Below are 21,887 nucleotides of genomic sequence, written 5' to 3' on the forward strand. Positions count from 1 at the left end.
GAAATGATACATTCATGTATCTGGAACACATTTATCAAGGCTATCCTGATTACAGTGATGTTGACGCTGCTTCTGTCCGGGTGTATCTCCATATCGGGCAAGAACGAGGAATTCGACAAAAATATCAACACAGTGAATCTGATTTATTATACGCTTGGCAATTCTGATCCGGATCTGAAGATGGTAAACGATAAAATCAATGAAGTGTTGGCTCAAAAAATCGGAATCACTATTACATATATCAAGATTGGTTGGCAGGAGTACAATGACCGGATCAATACACTAATTTCGACGGGAACTCCTTTTGATATCGCTTTTACCACGGATTACTCAAGCTATGTTCAACGGGGAGCATGGCTGAGACTGGACAGCTACTTATCCAACTTCGGCAAGGATATGTACGACGCGATCGACCCCGTTCTATGGCAGGGCGTTCGCATGGAAGACGGAGGCATCTACGGCGTGCCCACGAATAAGGAGCTTGCGGTCCGCATGCAATGGATGTATCCGGAGACGCTTGTCCAAAAGTATGACATTGATATTACGAAGTACAACAGCCTGGAATCTCTGGATCCGCTGTTCCAAATGATCAAGGAAAAGGAACCCTCCTATCAGTTGATGGAGATGGACAAGGATTCCCAGAACTTCTTCGCCATGTACGGTTACGAATATGTGCTGGACAAACCGCTACCGCTCATGGTGCGTTCTCTGGATCCCGACGCGCATGTGATCAATATATTTGAGGCCAAGGAAGCAAGGCAGGTGCTGGATACACTCCGCAGCTATTACGTCAAGGGTTACATCAATGAAGACGCGGCCCTGCGGGAGAGCCAAAATCTCAAACGCGAAGAACGGGTTTTCTGGAAATCTGCGGGAGGGGGACCACTTTCGGAAAACAGCTGGAGCAAGGATCGCGGCTATAAGGTTGTTGCTTATCCTGTGACCCCGCCACTAATCACGACGGAATCCGTTCGCGGCGGGATTATGGCAATAAACGCAAAGTCAGCGCACCCCGTTGAAAGCTTAAAGTTTTTGAATTTGCTCAACACGGACCCGGAGATCCGCAATCTGTTTAATTACGGTATTGAAGGTGTGCATTATACGTTGGACAAGAACGGGCAGGTGCTGCTGAAATCTTCGGGAGACAGCGGCAATGATCCGGTATCAGAAGTCGGCTATGAAGGTGTGCAATATACACAAGGAAACTGGTTCATTCTCAAAACGATCGGTGGAAAATATCCCGATCCGTTGGATAAGTGGGATCAGTACCGAGCAGCAAACGCGGAATACGTTACATCGAAGTTGCTCGGATTTACGCCGAATTTAACCAGTATGTCCATTCAGGTCAACCTCATAAAAATGGTTTGGGAAAAGTACTATCCAAGCCTGATGACCGGCAGTGTGGATGTGGACAGGGTACTGCCCAAATTTAATGAGGAGCTGAAGCAGGCAGGTCTGGACGAGGTGCGGACAGAAGTGCAGAGGCAACTTGACGTTTGGCGTGTTGATCAGATGCATGGCATTCACAGTGTTCGTCAAAAAGCTCACTAAATTATTTGCTAATTGAAAGGGTGTTCAGGATGTGGTATTTACTCCTTTGTAATTGAACGCTTGTATTTGTCTTTCGTTGTCGAGTAAGATGTAAGAGATTTTAAAATACCCAAATTAAATATCGGGAACAGGTGTCTGGTCGCAAACATTGCTTGTCGGCCAAACTTAAAAGGGAAGTCGGTGCGATGCCGACGCGGTCCCGCCACTGTGACGGAGGAGCAGGTAGCCTACTTAGCCACTGATTGAGATCAATCGGGAAGGCCGCTGCCATGTGACGATTCCGGAGCCAGGAGACCTGCCTGTTTCGACAGCACTGCTGTACCTACGGGAGATAGGAAGGTGTTAGATGAACCGTCATAATTTGCATAATTATGGAGGCGTCTTTCCCTATGCTTTTTCAGGGGAAAGACGTCTTTTTTGGTTGTCTACAGATGTCATGAGTACAGATGTCCACAAGGTTGTGGGTTATGAGGAGGGAGTCCATCAATGCGGTATGAATTAGTCCATTTTTTGTCTCACGTAGAAAATGAACAAACGATGATCAGAGTCATTCGAAATTTAAATGCCGATGCATATGGCGACCTGCTTCATCATCTGGAATATACATCTCCAGACACACAAGAGCGCTGGCAGAAGATACTACGAAAAGTACTAAGTTAGATTTGCTAGCAAGTAGGACATTATAGTACATTCTGGCTGGTAAAATCGATGCATAAAGAACGTAAGAAAAATCAATTGTCGAGGGAGAAAACGATTGTTCCAATTCAAAGTCGCTATTTTATAGCGGCTTTTTGTATTACTACGGTTAGCCAGTAATGTTAGTGAAGGCTTATACGTTTGCGCTATCCGCTGCTTAAAAGGTAATCTTTTGAAGACTCTTAAATGATTCTTTTATAATTTATTTGTTGATTAAATAGTATTTCCATTGAAAATAGCTGAACACGATCCATAATTTACAAGTTTACTAGAAACTTTTTCCTAAATCTAGCGTCTAATAGTATGACTTTTTGAGAGGATAACAATTACTTGGGAGCAGAAGGAGCCAAAGACAAAGCATGAATATGAAGAAGAAATTGTCCATTTTTACCGCTTTAGCCGTTTTTCAAGCATTTGCAGTCGGTTCAGTGAGTGCGCAATCAGCACCGCAAGATGACACAGCATCAGTAAATACGGCCAAAGTAGAATCGGTTGAGGTATTGAAGCAGGAGCAGCCGATCGCTGAGAGTGAAGTAAAGACAGGGAGCAATAATGCATCCACCAATACGCCGTCCACTAAAGGAAAAGAAACCGGAACTTTGACAGGCACTGAGGAAACACCCAAAACAGATATCGAGAAATCCGCCATTGATGGCGAAGGGTCGACTACAAACGAAACGAGTACGAGTACGAAACCTGTAAATCAAGAGGGAACCCCTGAGGATGTTGAAACGCCAGCTACGCCTGCTCAAATAGAGCAACCATCCATTGATGGAAATTCTGCTGTAGCAGCAGGCGGCAATCTGACGTTGTACATGAATAGCAACAAAATGGAGCAGGATGGCAAAACGTATCTTGCTGGCCAGCCAATGACTGTAAAAAACGGCGTATCCTATGTTGCGATCCGTGCACTGGTGGACCGTGTGGGATACGGGGTCAAATACGATAATAAAACCAAGGAAACGATCATCATCAGTGGCGATAATGAGCTCCGATTCAAAACCAACAGCACGGTCTATACCGTAAATGGAGAGTCCAGAACGATGAAAGGCCCTGCTTATCAGCAAAAAAATACGTTCATGGTGCCGTTAACTTCCATTACTCAAGCTCTGAACATCACCTATAAAGTGAATCAGTCGGCTAAAATGGTTGTGCTGAATCTCAATACTAAACCCGTTGCAAGCTTTGTGATTTCCCAAAAGGAAATTTTTGCGGGCGATAAAGTGGACTATGTGACTTCTTCCAGTTCTCCAAATGGTCTGGATATCCTAGATGAACGCTGGACAGGTCGTCAGGAATCATTTGATCAAGCGGGTACATATACGATTTCATATCAAGTACAGGATTCCAACGGTCAATGGAGCGATCCCTATTCGATGACGATTCAAGTACTGAGTCCTAATCTTCCTCCTGTAGCCATGTTCACTACAGACAAGGAACAATATAAAATGGGCGAAAAAATAACATACATCGACCAAAGTACAGATGATGAAAACAGTATTGAAAAAACGGTATGGGAAAACAATTCGCTGGCCTTCTTTGAACCCGGTCCAAAAACGGTAACACTCACCGTTACTGACAATCACGGCGCGACGAACATGTACTCCAAAGTTATAACCATAACCAATGAGACATTATATTCATTTTCCGATTTCAATTTACTCTTCACGCCGGTAGGACAGAAATTCACCTTCAACGGTGGCGAAGTGACTTCTATGGAAAAAGTACCTTATACGTACAGGGATGAGCCAAGTCTGCTGATCCGCAGCAACAGTCCTGAAACGGTTAATACGGAAGGCATCGTATATAAAGAATCATCTTCAGGGCAGACCCGTTTCATGATTCATCATGTTAACAATACAGGCAAAAGAGTGAAAATGTATGTTATTGCAACCAATAACAACCCCAATCCGGCCGTATTCGAACAACAAAATATGGGCTTTGCTGGGCCTACACCGTATGCTACCGTAGCTGGGAAACTGTCCATTGATAAATGGTTCAGATCGATTCAGACCGGAGCCGATCAGAAGAAAGAAGTTATTCAACCTGGAGAAAGCAAACTGATTTTGACCGAGCTAAATAAAACTCCGATGAAAGAAGGACAAGTGATCTCACTCTATTCGGATGCTTATAGTGATTATTCCCTGGACTATAACGTTATCCTCGTCGAAGAAAATAAAGATCCGTTCGAGACTTTACCAATGCTACCTGTGCTTGATCGTGACGGTGTGCACAATCGTGGAACGTACCCGAATGCGACTCGTATCATTACGTATGATCAGCTAGTGGGAGTCAAACCTGCTCGTCTGCCACTGGGTGATAACGCAAGCGATCCCAATCTGGTTGGAACAGATCCAATGGCTTACACAGACGCATCCAACGCGGGTAATTTTGGCGTATTGTACAAAATCACGCTGAATAATGTGGCTCCGCGTACGTTAATCTCATTTAACCCTCGTGGAGGGAAATACTCAGGAGTGGCTCTAGTGAACAATCAGGTTGTATCCATTGCCGATGGTAACGTTGCTGTTAGCAATTCAAGTGAACAAAGCGTTCTTTACCGCACAGGGGCATATGGAGAGAGCGTAACGATTCTTTTCTCTGCCGCGCCAGGAAGCAACCTGCCGGTTAATCTACTCTTTACACCGCTCCCATCGGAGAAGTGATGAAGTTGTCTCTCATAAGCTAGAGCGGGAATGAATGATTGGGTTGGCGTATTAACTATCGAAGTGAAGGACTCCATAAGGAGTCTTTTCTTTTCACTGGGGATATGAGGATATACGGAATGGATGCTGCTTAAAAAGCCACTATAGAACCGCTTATTTCTACTGAGGAGGAATCAAATTCCGATGAATGTAGTCGTCAAGTTGATACGTGAATTCAAGGAGCGCGATACCCGGCGTTTGTTGAAAGATTATCGAGACAAAGTGGAGCTTATCAGGAAACGGAATTTGGAAGCTTGGGAAGATCAGCGTCTACAAGTGGAATCCCTTCGGCTGCAAGAAGAAGCACGATCAGGCACGCATTTGGATGAGCTGCTTGTTGATGCTTATGCGTTAGTCTGCGAGGCTGCGAAGAGAACACTCGGATTACAGCCTTATGATGTCCAGATTATGGCTGCTATCGCTTTGCACGAGAGATTTTTGATCGAGCAGCATACCGGTGAAGGAAAAACACTCTCTGCTGTTAAACGCGTTGACAGGCGAAGGCGTTCATGTACTCACTTTTAACGACTACTTGGCAAATCGAGATGCGGAGTGGATGGGTCCGATCTACCGCTTCCTCGGATTAACGGTAAGCTCGGTTCAAGCGGGCATGAGCCTGTTGGAGAAACGGGAAGCGTACGCCAAGGATATAACCTATGTTACGGCTAAAGAAGCAGGGTTCGATTATTTGCGTGACACAATAGCATTAAATGAAGCTGATACCGTACACCGTCCTTTCCACTACGTCATCGTCGACGAAGCGGATTCATTGCTTCTTGATGAAGCGCGGGTGCCGCTAGTCATTAGTGGCGATTCGAGCGCTTCCAAGAATGACGGTATTCTTTTCGCAGAAGTGGCCCGGCAGCTTCAGCCAGCAGAGCATTACGATTTTGACGAGTTCCAGCGGAACGTTTACTTGAATGATGCGGGTGCTGCGAAAGCGGAGTTGCTGCTGGGATGCGGCAATTTGTACGATAGCCATAATAGTCATTTGTTAACGTCATTGAATTGTGCGCTGCATGTGGAAGCGTTATTAAAAAAAGACGTCGATTACATCGTCCGGGATGGTGAAATTGAGTTAATCGAAGAACATACCGGCCGTGTGGCTGAGAACAGGTATTTTCCGGACGGGCTGCAAGCTGCACTGGTGGCGAAAGAAGGGTTGCAGTGGAAGGCCGGTGGTAGAATTCTCGGTACGATCACCATTCAACATTTCATTAGCCTGTATTCGGGAATTTGCGGAATGACGGCTACGGCGCTCGCTTCAGCAATGGAATTCGAAGATATCTATGCGCTGCAGGTCGTGCAAATTCCGCCGAACCAGCCAAACATACGGATCGACCACCAGCACCGAATTTACACCCATAAAGAAGCCAAATATAAGGCGCTTGTACAAGAAATCTCTTCCGTCCATAGGGTGGGACGCCCCATTCTTATTGGTACGTCAAGCGTCGAGGAGTCTGACATGCTGGCGGAGGCGCTTGCGATTGCCGGCGTATCTTGTCAGGTTCTGAATGCGAAAAACGATGCGAAAGAAGCCGAGATCATCGCCAAAGCGGGAGAAATCGGGGCCATAACGGTATCTACGAATATGGCAGGGCGCGGCGTCGACATTCGTCTGGGCGGCGGTAATCCCGCTCAGGCAGAAGTGGTTGCCAAGCTAGGGGGATTATACGTGATAGGTACACATGTGAACGAAAGCATGCGGATAGATAACCAGTTGCGCGGGCGTTCTGGCCGCCAAGGTGATCCGGGTGCTTCCGTATTCTATATAAGCCTGGAAGACGAGTTGATGCTTCGCTTGGGCATTCATAAATTGTTTCGCTCTCCCAAGCAGGACGAGGTTCTTGATGATCCAGCGCTCCGCAGCAAAATCGAGCATATTCAGCGCGTGATTATTGGCCAAAACTTCGATATTCAGCGGGAATTGAACTGATATTCGGATATGGTGGAGGATCAGAGGCGAATTCTATACGAGGAGCGGCTCGAAATATTGAAAGGCGAGAGGAAGATGAGTCCTTCAGAGCAGCGGGTACGGCTTTTTTATATCGACGAGTTCTGGGCTGACCATTTGGCATACGTTTCTTACATTCGCGAAAGCATCCATCTCCAGAGCATTACCAGTCGCAACCCGATCGACGAGTTTCATACGCAAATCACCCAAGCATTCGAGCAAATTCCGGCTAAAATAGATCATGAGTCGGCGAATATGCTTAGAAAACTCGGAGGTTCGAATGATCCGGCGAAATGGGAACAGTTCGGTCTGAAGAGTCCTATTTCGACTCGGACTTATATGATCAACGATCAATACAGCCAAGATAAGCGCAGTTCATGGACCGGAACGACCGTATTGGCTTTTTGGGGCAGTAAGATGTTGAAGCTGGTACTGTGGCCGATATATAGGATGTCAAAATATTGATGGGAGCGTGACGATCGATGAACAACAGAGAACGGTTTTCGAGTCGGGTCGATTCGTATTTGAAATACCGCCCGAGCTATCCCAAAGAGGCTATTGACCATTTGTACGACGTCGTCGGTTTACGTGCGAACAGCAACATAGCAGACATCGGTTCAGGTACTGGGATCATCTCAAAGCTACTTCTGGAACGCGGAAGCTATGTTATCGCGGTCGAGCCAAATCAGGCAATGCGGGAAGCCGCCGAGCAAATGTTAGAAAGTAATCCGAAATTTCAGAGTACATCAGGTTCTGCAGAATCTACTGGGTTACCTGATCAGTCGGTTGATTTTATTGTCTGCGCTCAGGCGTTTCATTGGTTCGATCGCTCCGCAGCCCAAATGGAGTTTCGCAGAATTTTACGGCCAGGTGGGAGAGTAATACTCATCTGGAATTCACGTCTTACAAACGGTACTCCATTTCGTGAAGAGTACAATCAACTGCTTCATACATACGGAACCGACTACGCGGAATCTATTTGATAAAAATAATCAAGATGGTATTGTTGAGTTTGATTATGAAACTGAGATTTTCTGGGGAGAAGTATACACAAGCCATCTTCGGTTTTCTAGGCATGGTCGCGTCACTTGACTTAGCAAGATCAAGTGAAGGGACGAAGGAGCTTCTAGGCTGGAAACCTGTCCAGTTTGGACTTCTCGAAGATCTGGAACAAGGACATTATTTCACATCTCTCATTTTTACAAGAACAAGTCGCATTCATTTTAGTAGTGGGTTGGCCAAATAAATCCTGTTCGCTTATGCCCCATTATATAGACGATTTCCTCTCCAATACGGACTTTTATATTTCTGACTTTCCACTAATTACCTGATTACCTTGTCCAAGCGCAATGAACCCTCAATTCATATAGTTATAGCAAACCAAAAAAAGAGGTGAAGCTCATGGCAACCACAACAGGTATCCTAACGAACACAGGGACTACCCCAGCATCCACCGTGATCGTTAACATCGACAATGACAACCTTAGTTTTTCATCAAACGTGGTCTATCACATTTACGTATGGAATACAATTTTTAGTAAGGCTTTAATCTACGCCAACTCATTGAATATTAATGCGAACACTAGTCAGATTCTCAGTTTTAATATAGCAGGCAATTCAGCTTATGAAGTCCAATTCCTTGTAACTGGAAGTGCACCGACAGACACGATTATTACGGTATTCGGAACGGATTCGTCAGGAAACGTCATCCCCCATCAAAGAGTTCTGCAATCCGAACTTACCTTCATCGCTCAGCTGAACCCGTAGGTAGTGCAGTCTCTATTACGAAAGGGTTTTGAGATGGTTAATATTCAAATTTCGCCGAGCACAAGCTCTCAATTCGAGCCCACCATCGCGGTAAATTGGCTTAATCCTTCGGTTATGGTTGTTGTAGCCGTAGATCTTCGATCAGGTCCTCCCAATATAGGTTTATACAAATCTATTGACGCAGGTGCAACTTGGACAACAACGTTATTACCACTACCCACAGGATTTGCAGGCATCGAAGCACCACATATTGATTATATTTTTCCGAGCACGTTCGTAGTGTTGGCCCATGCCTTCGATTCAGACGGTCTTAGCGGGTCGATTGTTTCCTATACATCAGTCGACAACGCTTCTTCATTCGGAACGCCAGTTATCGTAAATCAAGGGTTTGGGCAGTTTGTGAATGATGACCAGGTGGTTGTTGTCACGGACAAGGCGGGATCAAGTCCCTTCTTTGGAAATGTATATACTGGTTATACACATGATTACAACACGCAATTCATACCAGGAAATACGATATTTTTCAATCGCTCCCTAGACAGCGGTAATACCTATTTCAGTCCCGCTCTGCTGTCTTCGATCGAAGAATTTGAAGAATTCCCCGGCATCGCCATTACATTAAATGGGATTGTCGTCGTGGGTTGGATCAATCAACCCCCTGGTAATACAGATCTTAAAATTCGTACTTCCCCAGACGGTGGGGTCACTTTCACCAATGAAACTATGGTTGATTCCGTTGTGGTTCCGCCAGACCCATTACCGGGATACCAATTTAGATGTCTGACATATCCTTCCCTCGCAGCGGATATTTCCAATGCACAGGCGACGCAAGGTAATGTCTATGCTGTATATCAAGATTTTCGGGAAGGTTATTCCGATATTTTTCTTGCTACTTCCACTAATTTTGGTGTGGACTGGGGGACGCCAATATCCATTACGGGAAGCCCAGTGGGCTCTCAGAACTTTTTTCCAGTTATCACCGTGTCCCCTGTTGACGGTGCAGTATTTGTTACCTATTACACTAATCGGGTTGATCCCCTCAACATTGATGTTTATCTAGCTACATCGAGAGATGGCGCATTGACTTTTACGAACACCCGTATAACGACATCTTCCTTTGATGTCACCGGCGATGTCTTGATCGGGGACTACATTGGCAATGCGATTGTCCCTCAAACAGGCCGTCTAGTGAGCGTATGGACGGACACGCGGACCGGTACGGAGAACATCTGGTTTGGTGATAATCAGTGAGCTATTACTGCATATAATTTAAGTATATCCTTATGTAATAAAGGATGCCGAGCTAACAAACGGCATCCTTTATTATTTTATATATAAAACTTAGCATTCTCCATCTTAAAGAACCCGATCGGTTACGATGCCAAGGGCGTACACACAGGCAATCTGCAGGGAATGTAATAAACTAATTTTATGCTTGTAGAGAAAGGGTGGGGGACTTGCCGGATGTAGGGATTGTAATGCCTGTGTATACGCAAAAACCAGACTTTTTGCGACAAGCTCTAGAGTCTGTTTTACAGCAGATATTCACCGATTACCAACTAGTCATTGTAATAGATGGTGACCCGCAGATGGAGCCCATTGTCAAACTCTATACCACCAATGATTCACGGGTATCCGTGATCTCATATCCAATTAATCAAGGTGTAGCTCACGCGCTTAATACTGGATTTAATGTGCTTTTAAGCAATCCTGACATCAAATATTTAACTTGGGTATCAAGCGACAATATATATGATCCACACTTTCTGGATGTTCTTCGTGCATCTTTAATTAAGGGGCCGAAGTCATTAGGCATTGTATATAGTTCTTTTCAAAGCATAGATAACGAAGGTAACCTCCTATGTGACGAGCACCAATTGGCTGCTCTTCGACAATATCAAGGCCAGTCTAAAGAAAAACTACTCGATTCTTCAATTATCGGTGTTTCTTTTATGTACAAAGCCGAACTCGCCAAAATTGTTGGTGAATACCGGATGCAACCTGTTGAAGATTATGAATATTGGCTGCGTCTGGTGGAATACTGTGAGATTCGCTTTCTTCCGGTGGAACTTATGAAGTATCGTGTGAATTCTTCCTTCAGTGTGTCGGCACAACTGCATACAACAGAGCATCATCGGAGATGGAGATATACCTATCATTTAGCCCGGTTACAGGCCCGTTGCCGCAGAGAAATTGCTCCTGTTTTAACGATCTTATATCCGGTACAGACAGCAGATCTTTCTCACATTAAAGCGATAGAGGATGTTTATGAACAGACTTTTAGTAACTATATTTTTCGGGTAATAGATTTGTCGCATGATGGCCAGCCTAAATCCGTACTTGCAGAGATTTCACATCCAATAACCGAGTTTATATGGATTCCTGGCGCATCTGTTCAGCATGCTATATACCGAATGCTCTTAAGCGTAACTACACCATACACTATGATCTATGGCCCTGAACTATTTCCATCCTATATGGATATCCAGTATTTGGTGGAGAACCTGATTAAAAATGAGCATCTGGCTATAAGCAATTATTATACTGAGGATCATACTCTAATCGGTTATCGTCATAAGGGTGTGCCTAACGTAAAAAAAACGATAACTAATGAACTATTCAAGAGCGTGGAACTGCTGGAGTTGTATAGTCAGATTATGATTACAAATACGGAGGAAAAAGAGTGATAATATGAAAGTATTATTTACGTTCTTTAATCCCAGCGGGGGGATGGAAACCTTAAACCGGGTCCGCTGCGCAGCTCTAACTACAAGGGGAATTGAATGTCATATGCTGTACACTCATAATGGTGAAGGTCGGAGGAATATCCGTAATTTTCCTGTTCATCTAATCCACAGCAACGAGGATATTTCCAATTTACTATTTTCACAAAAGTTTGATTTGATTGTAGTCAACTCGGATATTGACCTGGCAGAGCAAATCAGAAATCTTGGTTATAGGGGCTTGATAGTGTTCGAGCTGCAAGGTCTGGGTGAATTGGAGGAAGCTAGAGCGGTTATCGCTAACTTTGCTGGCCGGATCAGTCTGTATACAGATGCTCTGCTGTATCCAGAGACTGCCCATTTGCAGCAGTTACTAGGGGAGTACCTTCCTACAATGCCGCATTACTGTTTTGATAATCCTGTTGGTCTTCCTTACTTCGAATATACAGTATATCCACCAAAAAATTACCCGGTTCTGGCGTGGATTGGGCGAATTCAAGCCAATAAAAATTGGAAGGAGTTTCTACAGATCGGAATACAGTTGCTGAGTAGCAAGCCAGGAATGTATTTATGGATTTTTCAAGATGACACTTTAGCTGATCCAGAAGAGAAAGCTAGATTTGATCAATTTATCGCTGAAACAGGAATTGCTTCCAAACTGATTTTGTATTCAAACATTCCGCATGAGCATATGGCCGACTACTTAAGTATCATTGGCGACTCCGGAGGTTTGCTGTGTTCCACCTCCATACTGGAAGGATTTGGATATGCGGTAGCAGAAGCCATGTTATGTCGTTGTCCTGTGTTGTCCACCGATTCGGACGGAATCCGCAGGTTGGTTATTCATAATCAAACCGGAAAAATATACAGCAGAGGGAATATTGAGGAAGCCGTTTCGGAGGCATTGTTATTGATGAATAATCAGGTTTTTAGAACTTCTGTTAGACACGAAGCCGAGGAGCATGTCCGAGTTAATCTGAACCCCGAACTATATGTTAGTAGATTCCTTACGATGTACACATCAATGTTAGATAAGATTGCCCATTAGAATTTATGGTTTAACTCAAAAAAATACGATTATTTGCAGTGGTTTAGAATGTGAAGTAAATGATGAATGTTTGTTTGATTACCCTGATTGATGCAATGTTCACTGCGTTCCCTAACTGGAATGAATCAAACGTTTGCTATCAATGGTATACTCAACAAAAAAATCGTTGCCTAAGTGAAAAGTAAGCAACGATTTTTTGTTTTTAAATTTCGATCATGATTAATCTAAACTATCCAAGAAGGCTAATTTTCTCTGAATATAAGTTCGAGTTGCTTTAGTATCAATCGTGTTCATATATCCATGAACTTCTTTGCTCTCATGGATATCAGGAATATATAAATCTGTCTTGACCCCTAATTCTTTTAAGCGGTTATAATAATCTTCAGCCTGATCTGTGAATGTCCCCGTGTTTCCATCCGTTATAAAAGTTGGAGGGAAATTACTCGTCGCTCTTGGTATTACATTTAAGGATTGCAAGATATCTTTATCAGCGCTAACCACCGGCTGACCAATGTATGCACTTCCTGATTGAGCGAAAATATAGTCAGTCACGATGTCTTCGGTTACGGTTCTATGGCCCCGACTAAAGTCAAGAATGGGTACTTCTAATACTAAAGCTTTGATATCCGTAAGCTCTATGACAGGATTAATGTCGATTTCTTTCGCATACTCAGCGTTAGCTTGAATTGTCACAAAGTCTGCAGCGATAAATCCACCTGCGCTTCCCCCGCCAAAGATTACATTGTTCATATTAATTCCGTACTGTTTGCCATTTTGCTGCATATATTGCACCGCTTCTGATAATTGTTTTATGGGTGTAGGGTGTATATATTCAGGAGCTAAAGCATAATTTATGGTCACCACATTATAACCATGATCAACCATTAATTCATAATGATATAACATTGTATTTGAAGCCGCTCCTGCGTTAGGATCACCTCCAATTGAATCTCCCGCTATAAAGCCACCGCCGTGCACATAAAAGTATGTTGGACGTTCTTCATCCAATTGACCATCGGGTGTAATGATATTTAAAAAACTTCTTGGATACTTATCTCCATATTGAATATTCGTTGTTAACTGATATTTACCATCAATAGTTGTGGTAGTAGATGGTTCTGCTGTATAAGTATTTTCTGCTCCAGAACTGCTTTGCAAATATAAAGCAACTGGTTTTGGCGTAGCTGTAAATAATATTAATATGGATGTCCCCAACATTAAGACAAGGACGAGAACCCATTTGCTAATTCTCAACGTTAATGATTTGAAACTTCGATTCATTTTCTTATGCATGCCTAAGGCAAAAATAATTAATGCAAACCCGGTTGCTGCAAATGAAACTTGTGCAACTACAAATAATCCGATTTTATCAAATATCATCCAGAAGATTTCAGTAGCTATAAACAAAGCCGAGATACCTAACCAGGCACGATAGACCTTTTCATTTAAGTGCTTCTTAACGATTAGAATATTAATTACAGACACAACCATGGCTACGATTCCTAATGGGATAAGATAATTGATAAAAAATGACTGTGACCAAGACAATAAAATCGTAATTAACCCTACAATAACTCCGTATAACCTCATACTAAATTTCATTTTTAACCATATCCTTCTTTATATTATTTAATTGTGTATCAATCACAGATAAATATTGGTTTAATTCCTCCAGCTCTTTAACAGTGAGCTTATTTCCTAAAGGCATCAATACAGCCAGTATTTTCTGTCTCTCTTCCAACACAATGTGCTGTCCTTTTTCTGTTAATTCAAGCCAGACCACTCGTTTATCTTTTTCATTGTACTCACGTTTAATTAATTCTTTATCCGTTAATCGATTCACGATAGCAGTAATAGAACTTTTCTTGACATTAAGTGCTTTAGCTAAAAAACTGGCTGTGCAATGATCAGTCGTATTAATGACATTCAATAAATTAAACTGGTCTGGAGTAACACTGCTATCTTTTGAAATATTCTTTTGAATAGATTGCATACTGATTGAAATTGATATTGCTCTCTGAGTATACAGATCAATATGTTGTTCTAATTGCTTTCTATCCATATCCATAGTTAATTGCTCCTTTACGAGATTAGTTTCATTGTCTAACGGTTAGATTGTGAAACTAATATTAACAGCATGTTTTTTGTAAGTCAACAATTGAAAAAAGACAAATGTTATTGTTAGTTAAGATTCTCCGTTCTAAACACTTGTCGAGAGACAAGAACATAGTCCCATTTGAAAGTCGCTATTTTAGCGGCTTTTTTTATTTAGCCATACAAGTTCTTGTCCCACTTTCCGGTATGAGCTGTTGGAACGATCCAAGACACACATCCTTAATATCTTATAAGAAATTCTTGAAATTTCAGAAATTTATCCGATAGGGGGGTGCTAATATACAAATACAAACAAAGACGAGGTGATGATATGCAAGTGAAATTGGCAGCGGACGCCATTCCCCTCTCCAAAAAGCGGAAGTCATGGATAAGGACGATCCAAAAATATAAAGTGATGTATGCTCTCTTATTACCGGCCTTAATTTATTTTGCCGTATTCAAATACATTCCTATGGCGGGAATATTGATTGCTTTTAAAAACTACAACCTGGCTTTGGGCGTTTGGGATAGCCCGTGGGTGGGATTCAAAAATTTTACGGATTTTATGAACGGCGTTTATTTCTGGGACATCATGAAAAATACGATTGTTATTTCGCTCTATAAGCTATTGTTCGGTTTTTCCGCTCCCATCTTACTTGCTTTACTGCTCAATGAAGTTCATACCCAATGGTTTAAGAAAATCGTACAGACCATTACTTATTTACCCCACTTTCTGTCTTGGGTCATTGTATATGGATTGATGGTAGCCTTATTAGCCCCAGGTGATGGCCTTTTTAATATGATTTTGAAGGAAAGTGGTTTTCAGCCCATTTCATTTCTAACGGAGCCTGCTTGGGGGAGACTGCTGGTCATCGCATCTGAAATTTGGAAGGACATTGGATGGGGAGCGATTTTGTACCTCGCCGCATTAGCAGGTATTGATCCAAGCTTATATGAAGCGGCTCGAATGGATGGCGCTTCCAAATGGAGACAGCTCTGGCATATCACTTTACCCGGCATTCGAGGAGTCATTATTCTGATGCTGATTCTTAAATTAAGCCATATTCTGGATGCTGGCTTTGACCAAATATTCATGTTTGCCAACACCTTTAACCAGGAGAAGATCGACATTATCGACACATGGGTATACCGTGAAGGGTTGGAGCGTCTTAAGATTGGCTTGGCTACTGCTGTAGGATTGTTTAAAGCTGTCATTGGATTTGGTTTAGTTTTGGCAGCCAATAAGCTCGCCAAAAAATTCGATGGGCAAATTTGGTGAGGTGGTTTTTAAAATGATCAATTTGACAATCGGGGAAAAAGTCTGGCAATCCGTCGTTTATGTGATTCTTATTTTCTTATCACTACTTTGCTTACTACCCTTTCTGTATGTGATTGCTGTCTCCGTGACGCCAGAATCGGAAGTGTTAAGAAGAGGGATTGTGATTATACCAGAATCTTTTACCTTTCTGGCCTATAAAGAAGTGTTCATTTCTCATGGGATCTGGCAGGCGTATAAAATTACGTTGTTTCGAACGATTGTAGGCACGGTGCTTAATGTGTTATTTACGGTCTTAGCAGCTTATCCGTTATCCAAAAAATATTTGCCGGGACGCAGTCCGTTTTTACTATTCATTGTGTTTACCATGATGTTCAGTGGGGGGTTAATTCCGACTTATCTACTAATTCGCTCTCTGGGGTTGCTAAACAGTCCGTGGGTATTGATTATTCCAAATCTCATTAGTGCATTTAATCTGGTGATCATTAAAGGCTTTTTCGAGCAATTGCCTGGTGAAATTGAGGAATCAGCGAGGGTTGATGGTGCAAGTGAACTTCAATCGTTATGGCGGATCATTTTACCACTGTCTTTGCCCGTCATTTCCACCATTTCTTTATTTTACGCAGTGGGGCATTGGAACAGTTATTTTGATGCTATTGTTTATATCAATGATTCCAACCTCATGCCGCTTCAAGTAGTCTTGCGCAACATCCTGCTTAACGTCGCAACACAAAGCGCTGAGTCGCTCGCCAATTCCGGAGCTGTAAGTACGTTCGCTGTGCAGATGGCTACAGTTGTTGTGACTACGATTCCGATTTTAATCGTTTACCCATTTTTACAAAAGCATTTTACCAAAGGTGTGCTCTTGGGATCCGTTAAAGGTTAAAAGTGTTCCAACCTAACTTATTACGGGGAAACCGTGATAATATACAAGCAAAGGAGAGGTCAATATGCAGCGTAAGAAGATTTCATTTGCTATTCTGTCGGCAATCTTAGGATTGGGAACGCTACTGTCAGGATGTGGGGGAAATGAAGAAGTTACATCGACAGCTTCGGGTAATTCGCAAGGGCAGTCTGGCCAGTTTGCAACCAAAATGAAAATCTCAATGTTTAACCAAGGCACTTTCAACGCTGCTGCTCCGGTACCTCCACGTGATGAAGATGTTCAACGTCAAATGTTGGAAAAAGAGATGAACATCGACTTGGATATGATGATTCCTCAAGCTGGGCAAGCAACAACCAAACTGAATACACTCATTGCAGGCGGAGATATTCCAGATTTGATCTTCTTGAAGAGTCGGGCTGATCTCGCGCAATATTACGACCAAGGCGTTCTTGCGGATTTGACACCGTATCTGGATCAATTCCCTGAATTAAAGAAACGGTTTGGCAACGACTCATGGGATGCAATGTCCTATCAAGGAAAAACGATTGGAGTTCCAGGCTATGATAATGTTAACGGTATCAGTCGAAGCTTCTTCATCCGCAATGATTGGCTGAAAAAGCTGAATATGGAGGTACCAACGACACCGGATGAGTTGTTCGAAGTTATGAAAGCCTTTACAGAGAAAGATCCGGACGGGAATGGTAAAAACGATACGTACGGATTTATCGGCGGTATGAATAAAGAAGGTAATCTGCAAACCTATGGCTTCGATAGCTTGATGTGGATGTTTGGTGTCAATCCTCCTTCGGCCGTTGAGATAAAAGATAATGAACCGGTATTTCTGTTTATCGATCCCAAAATGAAAGAGGCGCTTGCTTACATTAACAAAATGATGGCCGCCAACGTGGTAGACCCAGACTGGGTGACGATGAATTCACCTGATCTGTTGGACCAAAAGATGTTTAAGGGTAAAGTTGGCTTCATGATCAGAGATGCCCGTAGGCTGGAGCCGGATTATCAGCAGAAAATGAAAGAGATTAGTGGCGAGGTGCCGGAATGGATCGTCATTCCTCCGATGAAAGGTCCTTACGGGGATCAAATTGTAGAAAGAAAATCATTCCAAGGTAATTCATGGGCCATTTCCGCGAAAGCGGATAAGGACAAAATCATTCGGATCTTGTCCATGCTGAATTATCTCTTTACAGACGAAGAAGCTTATCCTAACTTTGCATACGGAATTAAAGGTATTCATTGGGATGTGGTGGACGGCAAGATCAAAAATAAAACCTCCGAGTTATCGAAGGAAATGAAAGAGAAGTACCTGTGGGTCGATCATTATAGAATGCCGCGCCGTGGTGATGATGCGGAGTACTTCAGCTTCCAGAATCCTAAGACGGCGGAGGCTTTCAAGGACAATCAGCAATATGTGGGGCCAACGTTGCCCGGAAATTTATTGACTCCAGACCCCAACGATACTTTGGATGCTGACCGAACTCGTTTCATTAATGAAAGCTTAGTTAAATTTATGACGGGCAAAGAACCTCTTTCGAACTGGGACAATTTCCTCCAAACGTTGGATACTAAGTTTGACATGCAGAAATATAAGGAAACAGCAATCAAGCAATTTAAAGAGGCCGGCCTTATCAAGTAAAATAAACGGAGAGAGTGGCTATTCGTAGCCCCTCTCTTTATTATCATATGCTATTCTTAGTTTAAAACGGAACTAAAAGGAAGATGATCGATGCGAAGAAGAATCAGCTTACCTTTAAAATTATTTTTTCTCGTGTTTGCGTTTGTATTAGGTTGCATCATCTTGATAAGCCAATTGTCTTATCGCTATGTCCAAAAGGAAATAAGAACCAATGACATTTTTTACACCAACCAAATCCTTGACAAGGTAGACCAGTACTTCACTGTGAATTTTTCCTCCTTCCAGACGATTCTCTTCTCAGTCGAAACATCAGTGAAAGCCAATATTGACAATGCGGAAGTGATTAAAAAGCAATTAAGAGAACTGTATGAACTCAATAGTAATTACGTCAGTAATATCTATTTGATCAAAAGTGATTTATCCATTCTAGGCGGAAGTACAGCTACCCGAATATTCGATGAACCTTTATCTGAAAGAGCACCTTTGTTTGATGCGGCTGACAAGAACAGAAGGACTACTTTTGTTAGTGAACCTTACAAATCGAAGTATTCCGGCTGGACCGTTACGATGGTTCGATATCTGAACGGCGCTTCGTTTCCAATGGCCATTGCGGTTGACTTGGATCTAAATGCCATTGAAGAAACCTTGTTCAAGATTAATAAACAAGAACAAATGAATCTGGCTCTGATTACAGCTTCAGGTAAAATCATTGCCGGATTTTCTGAAAATAAAGGACTACTGAATATTCAAGATCATACGTTTTCAATCGGGGAAACGTCAGCTGAACAAATCCTGGATACGACAGAAACAAGTCTTCAACTGCATACCATGGATGGCATTCCGGTCTCCCTTCTAAAAAAACCGACGGAGAAATTCAACTGGACCATCATCTCAATCAATGATGAATCACGCTTGAAAGCAGCTTTGTCCAGATTAGAAACCTATTATATTGAGCTTTTAGCTGCAGGTCTTCTCTTAAGTTTGATCATTTCTTTTTTGGTTGCCAAATATATAAGGAAACCACTCTATACACTCAAAACAAAAATGAAGCAAGTGGAGCAAGGCTTACTCACAACGACAATTACGGTTAATCGAAACGATGAGTTTGGAGATCTTTCACGAGCATTCGATCGTATGCTGCAGCAAATTGTGGAACTGATTCGGCGAGCGGAACTTCATAATGAACTTGAGCGGAAGTTGGAAATCCAGGTGCTACAGTCTCAAATTAACCCTCATTTTCTGTATAACACACTTGGTTCGATCAGCAACGTTATACGTCTCGGACAAATAGAGAAAGTAGATGTGGTGATCGGATCGCTCATTTCATTATTGGAATACGGGATAGACGATGCTTCAGAGAAGGTTTCCTTAAGTCAGGAACTACGCAATGTAGCAGACTATATCGAGATCCAGAACATTCGGTATAACCGAAGCTTCCACTTGATTGAAAATATCGAAGCAGGGTTAATGGATTTTCCTGTTTTTCGAATGCTGCTGCAGCCTCTTGTGGAGAATAGCATCTTCCATGGTTATAACGGAGGGGGAATTGAGGGACCGATTACGATTCATGCGTACAGGGAGGACGGTATCGTCATCATAGAAGTTGTTGATCAAGGCGAGGGAATTCCAGCTGATAAAATAAAGCATATTTTAATCTCAGAACCGAGTGAAATGGAATTAAAAAGGAAAAGAATCGGGCTAAATAATATTCATGGCCGAATAAGACTTCACTATGGCGATCAATTTGGACTGCAAATCATTAGCATACCTAAGGAAATAACCCGTATACGCGCTGTATTCCCGGCAGAATTGCAAAAAGGAGATGCATAATGGTGAGAGATTATACCTGCTTCATTGTTGACGATGAAGACCTGATCATTCAAAGATTGGAATTGTTTTTTAATGAACTCTCTCATAGGGATAAGCGATTTGTTCTAGTGGGCAAAGCGAATAATGGGCAGAATGGGATCGAGGAGATCATAAAACTTAAGCCGGACATCGTCATATCCGATATCGTTATGCCGCGAATGGACGGAATCTCCATGATTGAGCAGCTCAAGGCGGAGCTCCCCCATACGCAATACATACTTTTGACCGCCTATTCATCCTTTGAATACGCCCAGCGAGCGATTCAAGCCAACGTATTGGAGTACATTGTAAAGGTTCCGCTGAGGGAAGCGGATTTGAATCGAGCTTTGGATAAGGCAGCCGGAATTTTAAATGAGTTCAAGAAAAAAGAAGCGGAATTTCAATCGTTAAACGTATCCGTGCTTGAAAATAAATATAGAGTGCGCAAGCAATTTTTCAACGAACTGATCAGAGGCGAAATTCCTTCTCATCGGGCATCGGATTTTGCTAATCGCATGCAGTTCCATTTCTTTCAAGCCAACTATTGCTGCTTCATCGTTGAGATGAATACGTATGAAAGTTTCCGCAACGAATACGCTGCCGCAGATCAAAACATCTTGAAATATGCGATTACGAATATCATCGAAGAAACGGTAATGAATGGTGGCAGTGGGGTAGCTGCGGATCTGTCCGATAATCGTTTTATTGGCTTTCTATCCTGGGAAAATAACCGCAGTGATATGGAAACGGAATATGCTTGCCTATCACTGGGAGGGCAGATCGTCTCTCATTTGCATCAATATTTGAATCAAAGGGTATCCGTCGCTTTTGGTGGTCCACACCGAGGCTGGGAATCGATCAAACAGGCATACACGGAAGCTAAAAATGTGAGTGAGGATTTCTATTATCATACAGAAAAAGTAGTGAAAACACCGATGCATCGGTTCCAATACGATAATGACAAAAAAGCAGACTTTCAGCAGAAGCTGGCTGATTTTCTTATACGGATGAAAAGGAAGATTTCCAAGGAAGAGCTGGAGAATGCACTTGCCGATCTGTCTCAATTTGTTTCGGACCATAAAATCCACAAGTCCATCATGGCGCCCATGATTAGAGACTTGTACAGAGACATTACCGTAAAGTTTAAATCAGGGAACAAGATGGCCACGGAAGTCCCAGACTTCCCCATGGAATTTATGGCTTTTCAGGAGCAGCTTGCCTATATTGGTGACTTCACATTCGAATACGTACACGCGGGCCAACTATTACATCGTGCAGAAATCATGAGTGCTATGCATTTTATCGAGAAAAACCTGAAACAACGCTTAACGTTGGAGGCAATTGCGGAGGAAGTGAATCTAGCGCCATCGTATTTTAGCAGCTTATTCAAAAAAACAATGAGCGAAGGCGTGATCAGCTACATCAACCGTAAAAAAATCCATCTTGCTCTCGAGTTGTTAAACGTCCGGGATTATTCTTTATTGGAATTGTGCGAGGAAGTAGGCATCGTCAATGAAGGTTACTTTTGCAAACTGTTTAAAGAATATACGGGTGATACACCTAAGCAATATCGGATAAAAATGACACGGTACGAATCCAAATAAGGATGCAAAAAATGTATGATTTTTTCGCGAAATCCTGTAAAAAAAAAGGAGCCAAAACTATTACCATGATAGGAGCATCTAATC

Annotated in this window: 16 protein-coding genes, 1 pseudogene and 1 riboswitch; of the genes and pseudogenes, 15 read left to right on the forward strand and 2 right to left on the reverse strand. The window is 42.6% G+C overall.

The window, feature by feature from the left end; all coding sequences use genetic code 11:
• Positions 1 to 3: 3 nt before the first annotated feature.
• The 10 genes and pseudogenes from A6049_RS05645 to A6049_RS05680 all read left to right on the forward strand — a co-directional run bounded on the left by A6049_RS05645 (position 4) and on the right by A6049_RS05680 (position 12,444).
• Positions 4 to 1,551, forward strand: coding sequence for an ABC transporter substrate-binding protein (locus tag A6049_RS05645; RefSeq protein WP_063563699.1), 1,548 nt, complete (start codon positions 4 to 6; stop codon positions 1,549 to 1,551).
• Positions 1,552 to 1,663: 112 nt separating this feature from the next.
• Positions 1,664 to 1,868, forward strand: a riboswitch (cobalamin riboswitch).
• A 169-nt stretch (positions 1,869 to 2,037) separates the two neighbouring features.
• Complete coding sequence (locus tag A6049_RS33190; RefSeq protein WP_161490550.1) at positions 2,038 to 2,211, forward strand: hypothetical protein; 174 nt, start codon at positions 2,038 to 2,040, stop codon at positions 2,209 to 2,211.
• Positions 2,212 to 2,606: 395 nt separating this feature from the next.
• Complete coding sequence (locus A6049_RS05650) at positions 2,607 to 4,913, forward strand: copper amine oxidase N-terminal domain-containing protein (protein WP_063563700.1); 2,307 nt, start codon at positions 2,607 to 2,609, stop codon at positions 4,911 to 4,913.
• A 183-nt stretch (positions 4,914 to 5,096) separates the two neighbouring features.
• A pseudogene (gene secA2 / locus A6049_RS05655) lies at positions 5,097 to 7,371 on the forward strand (accessory Sec system translocase SecA2).
• Positions 7,372 to 7,388: 17 nt separating this feature from the next.
• Positions 7,389 to 7,889, forward strand: a complete 501-nt coding sequence (locus A6049_RS05660) for a class I SAM-dependent methyltransferase (RefSeq protein ID WP_481852249.1) — start codon at positions 7,389 to 7,391, stop codon at positions 7,887 to 7,889.
• A 35-nt stretch (positions 7,890 to 7,924) separates the two neighbouring features.
• A complete protein-coding gene (locus A6049_RS32475; protein WP_240321334.1) occupies positions 7,925 to 8,152 on the forward strand; it encodes a hypothetical protein in 228 nt (75 codons plus the stop codon).
• Positions 8,153 to 8,307: 155 nt separating this feature from the next.
• The gene (locus A6049_RS05665; RefSeq protein WP_063563701.1) at positions 8,308 to 8,673 is read left to right on the forward strand and encodes a hypothetical protein; all 366 of its coding nucleotides are present in this window, start codon (positions 8,308 to 8,310) and stop codon (positions 8,671 to 8,673) included.
• Positions 8,674 to 8,676: 3 nt separating this feature from the next.
• Positions 8,677 to 9,924, forward strand: coding sequence for a sialidase family protein (locus A6049_RS05670; protein WP_240321315.1), 1,248 nt, complete (start codon positions 8,677 to 8,679; stop codon positions 9,922 to 9,924).
• A gap of 206 nt (positions 9,925 to 10,130) precedes the next feature.
• Entirely contained in the window at positions 10,131 to 11,360 is a 1,230-nt protein-coding gene (locus A6049_RS05675; protein WP_063563703.1) for a glycosyltransferase family 2 protein, read from the forward strand.
• A 283-nt stretch (positions 11,361 to 11,643) separates the two neighbouring features.
• Positions 11,644 to 12,444: a glycosyltransferase family 4 protein gene (locus tag A6049_RS05680; protein ID WP_240321316.1), complete on the forward strand. Its 801-nt coding sequence runs from the start codon at positions 11,644 to 11,646 to the stop codon at positions 12,442 to 12,444.
• A gap of 219 nt (positions 12,445 to 12,663) precedes the next feature.
• Here A6049_RS05680 and A6049_RS05685 read toward each other — a convergent pair whose 3' ends face one another.
• Both A6049_RS05685 and A6049_RS05690 read right to left on the reverse strand, forming a co-directional pair.
• Positions 12,664 to 14,046, reverse strand: a complete 1,383-nt coding sequence (locus A6049_RS05685) for an alpha/beta hydrolase (RefSeq protein ID WP_063563705.1) — start codon at positions 14,044 to 14,046, stop codon at positions 12,664 to 12,666.
• Complete coding sequence (locus tag A6049_RS05690; RefSeq protein WP_063563706.1) at positions 14,036 to 14,512, reverse strand: MarR family winged helix-turn-helix transcriptional regulator; 477 nt, start codon at positions 14,510 to 14,512, stop codon at positions 14,036 to 14,038. Before A6049_RS05690 ends, A6049_RS05685 begins: the two co-directional genes overlap by 11 nt.
• A 357-nt stretch (positions 14,513 to 14,869) precedes the next feature.
• On the opposite strand from A6049_RS05690, the gene A6049_RS05695 reads away from it, so the two are divergent.
• The 5 genes from A6049_RS05695 (at position 14,870) to A6049_RS05715 (ending at position 21,803) form a co-directional block, all read left to right on the forward strand.
• Positions 14,870 to 15,817 carry an ABC transporter permease gene (locus tag A6049_RS05695; RefSeq protein ID WP_053781115.1) on the forward strand — a complete coding sequence of 316 codons (948 nt, stop codon included), beginning with the start codon at positions 14,870 to 14,872 and terminating at the stop codon, positions 15,815 to 15,817.
• A gap of 13 nt (positions 15,818 to 15,830) precedes the next feature.
• On the forward strand, positions 15,831 to 16,700 hold the full coding sequence (locus tag A6049_RS05700; RefSeq protein ID WP_063563707.1) for a carbohydrate ABC transporter permease: 870 nt from the start codon (positions 15,831 to 15,833) through the stop codon (positions 16,698 to 16,700).
• Between the two features lie 64 nt (positions 16,701 to 16,764).
• Complete coding sequence (locus A6049_RS05705; RefSeq protein WP_063563708.1) at positions 16,765 to 18,351, forward strand: extracellular solute-binding protein; 1,587 nt, start codon at positions 16,765 to 16,767, stop codon at positions 18,349 to 18,351.
• A 162-nt stretch (positions 18,352 to 18,513) separates the two neighbouring features.
• Entirely contained in the window at positions 18,514 to 20,181 is a 1,668-nt protein-coding gene (locus A6049_RS05710) for a sensor histidine kinase (protein WP_240321317.1), read from the forward strand.
• Positions 20,181 to 21,803, forward strand: coding sequence for a response regulator transcription factor (locus tag A6049_RS05715; protein WP_063563710.1), 1,623 nt, complete (start codon positions 20,181 to 20,183; stop codon positions 21,801 to 21,803). Before A6049_RS05710 ends, A6049_RS05715 begins: the two co-directional genes overlap by 1 nt.
• Positions 21,804 to 21,887 lie beyond the last annotated feature (84 nt).

The organism is Paenibacillus sp. O199 (assembly GCF_001636635.1).
Taxonomy (GTDB): Bacteria; Bacillota; Bacilli; order Paenibacillales; family Paenibacillaceae; genus Paenibacillus; species Paenibacillus marchantiae.

Excerpts from the sequence above, each read along its gene's own strand:
- A6049_RS05695 (WP_053781115.1), top strand. The coding sequence starts at position 14,870 with ATGCAAGTGAAATTGGCAGCGGACGCCATTCCCCTCTCCAAAAAGCGG.
- A6049_RS05705 (WP_063563708.1), top strand. The coding sequence starts at position 16,765 with ATGCAGCGTAAGAAGATTTCATTTGCTATTCTGTCGGCAATCTTAGGA.
- A6049_RS05685 (WP_063563705.1), bottom strand. The coding sequence starts at position 14,046 with ATGAAATTTAGTATGAGGTTATACGGAGTTATTGTAGGGTTAATTACG.
- A6049_RS05715 (WP_063563710.1), top strand. The coding sequence starts at position 20,181 with ATGGTGAGAGATTATACCTGCTTCATTGTTGACGATGAAGACCTGATC.
- A6049_RS05645 (WP_063563699.1), top strand. The coding sequence starts at position 4 with ATGATACATTCATGTATCTGGAACACATTTATCAAGGCTATCCTGATT.
- A6049_RS05660 (WP_481852249.1), top strand. The coding sequence starts at position 7,389 with ATGAACAACAGAGAACGGTTTTCGAGTCGGGTCGATTCGTATTTGAAA.
- A6049_RS05690 (WP_063563706.1), bottom strand. The coding sequence starts at position 14,512 with ATGGATATGGATAGAAAGCAATTAGAACAACATATTGATCTGTATACT.
- A6049_RS05700 (WP_063563707.1), top strand. The coding sequence starts at position 15,831 with ATGATCAATTTGACAATCGGGGAAAAAGTCTGGCAATCCGTCGTTTAT.
- A6049_RS05665 (WP_063563701.1), top strand. The coding sequence starts at position 8,308 with ATGGCAACCACAACAGGTATCCTAACGAACACAGGGACTACCCCAGCA.
- A6049_RS32475 (WP_240321334.1), top strand. The coding sequence starts at position 7,925 with ATGAAACTGAGATTTTCTGGGGAGAAGTATACACAAGCCATCTTCGGT.
- A6049_RS05650 (WP_063563700.1), top strand. The coding sequence starts at position 2,607 with ATGAATATGAAGAAGAAATTGTCCATTTTTACCGCTTTAGCCGTTTTT.
- A6049_RS33190 (WP_161490550.1), top strand. The coding sequence starts at position 2,038 with ATGCGGTATGAATTAGTCCATTTTTTGTCTCACGTAGAAAATGAACAA.